Here is a 7016-nt window from a genome sequence, read left to right as displayed (position 1 = left end):
GCCGCCGGGGACGGCCGGGCCCGCGCCGGACGCCGCGGTCACCGACCGGACCGCCCGCCTGGCGGTGCCGCCCGCGCCGCACGCCCGCGCGGGCGTGCGGGAGCGGATGCCGCGCCGGCCGGTGCTGGCGCTGGTCACCGCCCTGCTGCTGGCGCTGGGCATCGGCGTCGGCGTCTGGTACATCAACGCGGGGCAGTTCACGAAGGTCCCGGCCGTGCTGGACCTGCCGCAGAAGGACGCGGAGGACAAGCTGCGCGACGCCGGACTGGGCGTGCGGACCGAGGCGGAGTACAGCGACGTGGTCGACAAGGGCAAGGTCATCTCCACCGACCCCGGCGTCGGCGCCCGGATCCGCGACACCGGCACCGTCACCCTGCACGTGTCGCAGGGCCCGGAACGGGCCGAGGTGCCCAACGTGGTCGGCATGCGGCTGGCCGAGGCCAAGGCGCGGATCGCGGACGCGGGCCTGTCGGTCGGCACGGTCACCCAGCGGTTCAGCGAGGAGACGGCGCAGGGCGCGGTGCTGTCCACCCGGCCCGGAGCCGGTGTCGAGCGCAGGCCGGACACGCCGGTCGAGATCGTCGTCAGCAGGGGGTCGCCGGTGGACGTCCCGGACGTGCTCGGCGAGTCCGTGGACGAGGCCACGTCGGACCTGCGGGCGAGCGGCTTCAAGGTCAGGATCGCGCGGGAGCGGGTGTTCTCCGACGAGGACCCGGGCGCGGTGGCCCGCCAGTCCCCGTCCGGCGACACGCAGGCCGCCAGCGGCGACACCGTGACGCTCACCCTCTCCAAGGGACCGGAGATGGTGCGGGTGCCGGACGTGACGGGCAAGAAGGTGGACGAGGCCCAGGAGGAGCTGGAGGCCGCGGGCTTCGAGGTGCGTGTGGACCGGCCCCTGTTCTTCCCCGGCGACACGGTCGACAGCCAGTCGGTGGACGGCGGCGACGAGGCGCCGAAGAACAGCACGATCACCATCAAGGTGAAGGGCGCCTTCTGACGCNCAGCCAGTCGGTGGACGGCGGCGACGAGGCGCCGAAGAACAGCACGATCACCATCAAGGTGAAGGGCGCCTTCTGACGCCCGCGCGCCGCTGGTGACACGCGCGCCGCTTCTGATTCTGACGCACGCGCGCCGCGGGGCCGGGCCGCCGGGCCGCGGGCCCGCGGCGCGCGCCACCGGCCGGTCCCGCCGGGGCCGGTGGCCGGGCCGCCGGACGGGACCTGGCACCCTGGACGGGTGAGCACGTCCAGCAATCGCGAGCGCAACCCGGTCGGCGGCCACGTCATGGTGGCGGGCGGCCTGGCCATCGGCGGCCTGTCGTACGCCCGGGACATCGGCGCCGAGGCCGTCCAGATCTTCGTCGCCAACCCGCGCGGCTGGGCGACCCCGTCCGGCGACCGCGGCCAGGACGAGCGGTTCCGCGCGGCCTGCGCCGAGGAGTCCGTGCCCGTCTACGTGCACGCGCCGTACCTGATCAACTTCGGCTCGCACACCGAGGCCACGGCCGAGCGGTCGGTGGAGTCGCTGCGCCACTCGCTGCGCCGGGGCCGGGACGTCCGGGCCCGGGGCGTGGTGGTGCACACCGGCTCGGCCACCGGCGGGCGGGGGCGGGAGGCGGCGCTGGCGCAGGTGCGCGAGCGGCTGCTGCCGCTGTTGGAGGAGCTGACCCACGACGACGACCCGTGGCTGCTGCTGGAGCCGACGGCCGGGCAGGGCGCGTCGCTGTGCTCCCAGGTCGCGGAGCTGGGCCCGTACGTCGAGGCGCTGGACCGGCACCCGCGGCTGGGCGTGTGCCTGGACACCTGCCACGCGTTCGCCGCGGGCCACGACCTGGCGGCCGGGGGCGGTGTGAAGGAGTGCCTGGACGAGCTGGTGTCGGTGGTGGGCGAGGGGCGGCTGAAGCTGATCCACGCGAACGACTCCAAGGACGTCGCGGGCGCCCGGCGGGACCGGCACGAGAACATCGGCGCCGGGCACATCGGGGCCGAGCCCTTCCGGGAGCTGTTCACCCATCCGGCGACCCGCGGCGTGCCGCTGGTGATCGAGACGCCCGGCGGCAAGAAGGGCCACGCGGCGGACGTGGCCCGGCTGAAGGAGCTGCGCGACCACTGAGGCGGCGGGCGGCGGGACGGAACACGCCGCCGGGCCGGACCCCGACAGCCCAGCCCGTCGCCCCGGCCTGTCGGTGCGGCCCGGCGTCCCGGCCCGGGCCGCACCGACAGGCCAGGGCGCCACACCGACAGGTCACGCGCGCCGCCACGCCGAGCCGGACGCCGCCGGGCCCGTCCCCCGGCGGCCGCCCGTCACAGCTCGGGGCCGTCCCCCGGCTCCTCCTGGTAGGAGTACCGCTGCTCCCGCCACGGGTCGCCGATGTTGTGGTAGCCGCGCTCCTCCCAGAATCCGCGGCGGTCGGCGGTCATGTACTCCACGCCCCGCACCCATTTCGGCCCTTTCCAGGCGTACAGGTGCGGCACGACGAGGCGCAGCGGAAATCCGTGCTCGGCGGTGAGCGGTTCCCCGTCCCGGTGGGTGGCGAAAATGGTGGCGTCGGCCCGGAAGTCCGATATCCGTAGATTCGCACTGAAACCGTATTCCGCCCACACCATCACGTGGGTGGCCTCGGGTGCGGGCGGCGCGAGTTCCGCGACCGTACGGGCCGGAACGCCGCCCCATTCCGCGTCCAGTACGCTGAATTTCGTCACGCAGTGCAGATCCCCGACCACGGTGGAGTACGGCAGCGCGGAGAACTCGTCGTGCGTCCAGGCGTGTTTCCCGCCGTCGGCGGTGGCGCCGAAGACCTGGAACTGCCAGCGGTCGGGCCGGAACCTCGGCACGGGCCCGTAGTGTGTGACCGGCCAGCCCCGCCGCGTCCGCTGTCCCGGGGGCAGCTTCGCCGGCTTTCCTCTGTCACTTTCCGGCTGACCCATGTCTCCATGGTGGCAGACCCCGCCGGGAGGCCGTGACCCGGGATGGCGGTATCAGGGCAACTCCCACTAAGTATGCACTTACTGGACGCCCTCCTCGTGGCGGTGCAAGGATGCGATCAACCCGCCGTTCAACGAGGGAAGGAGTCCTTGATGCAGGGCGACCCGGAGATCATCGAGTTTCTGAACGAGCAGCTCACCGGCGAGCTGACCGCCATCAACCAGTACTTCCTGCACGCGAAGCTCCAGGAGAACTACGGGTGGACGAAACTCGCCAAGTACACCCGGGCGGAGTCGTTCGACGAGATGCGGCACGCCGAGGTGCTGACCGACCGCATCATCTTCCTGGAGGCGCTGCCCAATTACCAGCGGCTGTTCCACGTGCGCGTGGGGCAGACGGTCACCGAGATGTTCCAGGCGGACCGCCAGGTCGAGGTCGAGGCGATCGACCGCCTCAAGCGCGGCATCGAGGTGATGCGCACCAAGGGCGACATCACCTCGGCGAACATCTTCGAGGACATCCTGAAGGACGAGGAGCACCACATCGACTACCTCGACACGCAGCTGGAGCTGATCCAGAAGCTCGGCGAGCCGCTGTACATCGCCCAGCAGATCGAGCAGCCCAGCAGCTGACCGCCGCCGCGGCGCGGATCCGGCAGGGGCCGCCTCAGACCGCTCCGGCGGCCAGCACCGCCGCGCCCGCCGGTCCAGCCGCTCCGGCGGCGCCGAGCGTCCCGGCGGCGGCGATCGGCTCCGCCCGCCCGGGCGCCACGCGCCCGGCGCCCGCGGTCCGCTCGGCCGCCGTCCGTCCGCGCGACTCGCAGCCGCCGCGCCCGAGCAGGGCCTGTATCCGCCGCACGCACGATCCGCAGTCCGTGCCCGCCCCGCAGGCGCCCGCGATCTGGCGCGGCGTGCAGGCGCCGGTGGACGCGTGCTCGCGCACCTGCTTCTCGGTGATGCCGAAGCATGAGCAGACGTACACGGCGCGGCTCCTGGGGAATCCGGGGTTCGGATCAGTGAGGTTACCCTTACCTTATCCGCACCGAACCCGGCACGACAATGGGCGGGACGCGACTTTCGCGCGTCCCGCCCACGTTCGTACGGTCTGGTCCGGACCGGTCCCGCTACTGGTCCCGGTACATCTCCGCGACCAGGAACGCCAGGTCCAGCGACTGGCTGCGGTTCAGCCGCGGGTCGCACGCCGTCTCGTACCGCTGGTGCAGGTCGGCCACGAAGATCTCGTCCCCGCCGCCCACGCACTCGGTGACGTCGTCGCCGGTCAGCTCCACGTGGATGCCGCCCGGGTGCGTGCCCAGCTCCTTGTGGACCTCGAAGAAGCCCTTGACCTCGTCCAGCACGTCGTCGAAGCGCCGCGTCTTGTGCCCGGAGGCGGCCTCGAAGGTGTTGCCGTGCATCGGGTCGCACACCCACGCCACCCGCGCCCCGGAGGCCGTGACCTTCTCCACCAACTCCGGCAGCCGGTCGCGGACGGTGCCCGCGCCCATCCGCGTGATGAACGTGAGCCGACCCGGCTCGCGGTCCGGGTCGATCCGCTCGACCAGCGCCAGCGCCTCCTCCGGCGTGGTCGTCGGGCCGAGCTTCACGCCCACGGGGTTGCGGACGCGGGAGGCGAACTCCACGTGCGCCCCGTCGAGCTGCCGGGTCCGCTCGCCGATCCACACCATGTGGCCGGACACGTCGTACAGGTCGCCGGTGCGCGAGTCCACGCGCGTGAGCGCGGACTCGTAGTCGAGCACCAGCGCCTCGTGCGAGGCGTAGAGCTCGACCGTCCTGAACTCCTCCGGGTCGACCCCGCACGCGTTCATGAAGTTCAGCGCGCGGTCGATCTCACGGGCCAGCGCCTCGTACCGCTGCCCGGAGGGGGAGGACCGCACGAAGTCCTGGTTCCAGGCGTGCACCTGGCGCAGGTCCGCGTATCCGCCGGTGGTGAAGGCGCGCACGAGGTTCAGCGTGGCGGACGACGCGTGGTACATCCGCTTCAGCCGCTCCGGGTCCGGCGTGCGGGCCTGCTCGGTGAACTCCGAGCCGTTGACCGAGTCGCCGCGGTAGGAGGGCAGCGTCACGCCGTCCCGGGTCTCCACCGGCTTCGAGCGCGGCTTGCTGTACTGCCCGGCGATCCGGCCGACCTTCACCACCGGCACCGACCCGGCGTACGTCAGCACGGCGCCCATCTGGAGCAGCGTCTTGAGCTTGTTGCGGATCTGGTCGGCGCCCACCGCGTCGAAGGTCTCCGCGCAGTCGCCGCCCTGGAGCAGGAACGCCTCACCCCGGGCCACGGCCGCCAGCCGCTGCCGCAGCTGGTCGCACTCACCCGCGAAGACCAGCGGCGGATACGACTCCAGCTCGGCGACGACGGCGCGCAGGGCCTCCCGGTCGGGCCATCCGGGCTGCTGGGCCGCGGGCAGGGACTGCCAGGTGTTGCCACGGAGGTGGGTGTCAGCGTTCACGGTCACCCCCCCAGATTACGGGGTGATGTCGGGAGGCCCACCGCCTCGCCCAGCAGGTGAGACGTCCGGGCGTGTCGCGCCCGGCCCGGGCCCGCGTCGGGTAGTCTCCCCGGCATGCGCGCGCACCCTGCGACCGTCCGCACCACGACCTGGTGGTGGACCGCCTCCGAGGCGGCCCACCGACCGTAGCGCGCGACCACACGCTGCGAAGGCCGCCCCAAGGGCGGCCTTCGGCGTCTGCGGCGGCCGTTCCCTCTCCCGTGGCCTTCCCGACCCGGAAGGAACGCCCCCACCATGGTTCACGACGCGAACGCCGTCGTCCGCGGGCTGCTGGCCCCCGACTGCCCGCCCTTCGCCCTGCTGCACCGGCACGGCCCCGGCTCGCCCGGCGCCGTGGAGGTGCTGATCGGCCCGGTCACCGAGGTGCCGCGGCTGGCGGACATCCCGCTGCCCGAGGGCGCGCCCCGGGACGGCCGCGCGACGCGCGACGCCCTCGCGCTCGTGCCCTTCCGGCAGATCCGCGAGCGTGGCTTCGACGTGCGCGACGACGGCACGCCGCTGGCCGTGCTGCTCCCCCAGGACGTATACGAACTGCCGCTCGCCGACCTGCTCGGCGCGCTGCCCGCGCACCCCGTGCGCCTGGCGGACGGCGCCTTCGACACGGACGACGAGACCTACGCGGACATCGTGCGGCGGGTCGTGGCGGACGAGATCGGCACCGGCGAGGGCGCCAACTTCGTCATCCGCCGCAGCTACCGCGGCCGCCTGCCCGGCTTCGGCGCCGCCGACGCGCTCGCCCTCTTCCGCCGCCTGCTGACCGCCGAGCGCGGCGCCTACTGGACGTACGTGGTCCGGCTGGCCGACGGCCGCACGCTGGTCGGGGCGAGTCCCGAGGCGCACGTGCGGATGGCGGGCGGCACGGTCGTGATGAACCCGATCAGCGGCACCTACCGCTATCCGCCGTCCGGGCCCGACCGCGCGGGCCTGCTGGCGTTCCTGGCCGACGGCAAGGAGGTGGAGGAGCTGTCCATGGTCGTCGACGAGGAGCTGAAGATGATGTGCACCGTCGGCGACCTGGGCGGGCAGGTCGTCGGCCCGCGGCTGCGCGAGATGGCGCACCTGGCGCACACCGAGTACGAGCTGCGCGGGCGCAGCTCCCTGGACGTGCGGGAGGTGCTGCGCGAGACGATGTTCGCCGCGACGGTCACCGGCTCGCCGGTGCAGAACGCGTGCCGGGTCATCGAGCGGTACGAGCACGGCGGGCGCGGCTACTACGCGGGCGCCCTCGCGCTCGTCGGCCGGGACGCGGGCGGCGCGCAGACCCTCGACTCGCCGATCCTGATCAGGACCGCCGACATCGCCCCCGACGGCGCGGTACGGGTGCCCGTGGGGGCGACCCTGGTGCGCCGCTCGGAACCGGCCGCGGAGGTCGCGGAGACGCACGCGAAGGCGGCGGCGGTGCTCGCGGCGCTGGGAGCGGCGCCGGGAACGGCATCGGGAGCGGCGTCGGCGGCGCTGGGAGCGCCGGAGGCGGCGTCGGCGGCGCCTGGAGTGCCGGAGGCGGCGTCGGTGGCGCTGGGAGCGGCGCCCGCGGCCGCGCGGTCCGCGGGGCCGGGCCCGGCGG

7 protein-coding genes are annotated in these 7016 nt (G+C 73.8%); 4 read left to right on the top strand and 3 right to left on the bottom strand.

Annotated elements, in window-relative coordinates; genetic code table 11:
• Positions 1–997: PASTA domain-containing protein (locus RKE29_RS26605; protein WP_312008205.1), on the top strand; the 997-nt coding region annotated here is incomplete at its 5' end.
• 287 nt (positions 998–1284) lie between these two features.
• Complete coding sequence (locus tag RKE29_RS26600) at positions 1285–2112, top strand: deoxyribonuclease IV (RefSeq protein ID WP_312008207.1); 828 nt, start codon at positions 1285–1287, stop codon at positions 2110–2112.
• A 191-nt stretch (positions 2113–2303) separates the two neighbouring features.
• On the opposite strand, the gene RKE29_RS26595 is transcribed toward RKE29_RS26600, so the two are convergent.
• Complete coding sequence (locus RKE29_RS26595) at positions 2304–2927, bottom strand: sulfite oxidase-like oxidoreductase (RefSeq protein ID WP_312008204.1); 624 nt, start codon at positions 2925–2927, stop codon at positions 2304–2306.
• Between the two features lie 150 nt (positions 2928–3077).
• Between RKE29_RS26595 and bfr the strand changes: the two genes are divergently transcribed.
• Positions 3078–3557, top strand: a complete 480-nt coding sequence (gene bfr / locus RKE29_RS26590) for a bacterioferritin (RefSeq protein ID WP_312008203.1) — start codon at positions 3078–3080, stop codon at positions 3555–3557.
• A 34-nt stretch (positions 3558–3591) separates the two neighbouring features.
• Here bfr and RKE29_RS26585 read toward each other — a convergent pair whose 3' ends face one another.
• Together RKE29_RS26585 and RKE29_RS26580 are read right to left on the bottom strand one after the other, a co-directional pair.
• On the bottom strand, positions 3592–3906 hold the full coding sequence (locus RKE29_RS26585; protein ID WP_312008202.1) for a (2Fe-2S)-binding protein: 315 nt from the start codon (positions 3904–3906) through the stop codon (positions 3592–3594).
• Positions 3907–4048: 142 nt separating this feature from the next.
• Entirely contained in the window at positions 4049–5398 is a 1350-nt protein-coding gene (locus RKE29_RS26580; RefSeq protein WP_312008201.1) for a class II 3-deoxy-7-phosphoheptulonate synthase, read from the bottom strand.
• 288 nt (positions 5399–5686) lie between these two features.
• Between RKE29_RS26580 and RKE29_RS26575 the strand changes: the two genes are divergently transcribed.
• On the top strand, positions 5687–7016 hold a 1330-nt coding region (locus tag RKE29_RS26575; RefSeq protein ID WP_312008200.1), incomplete at its 3' end, for a chorismate-binding protein.

Origin of the sequence: Streptomyces sp. B1866 (assembly GCF_031932565.1) — a bacterium.
GTDB lineage: Bacteria > Actinomycetota > Actinomycetes > Streptomycetales > Streptomycetaceae > Streptomyces.
Note: the sequence above shows the minus strand (reverse complement) of the source record. Positions and strands in the feature narration are given on the sequence as shown.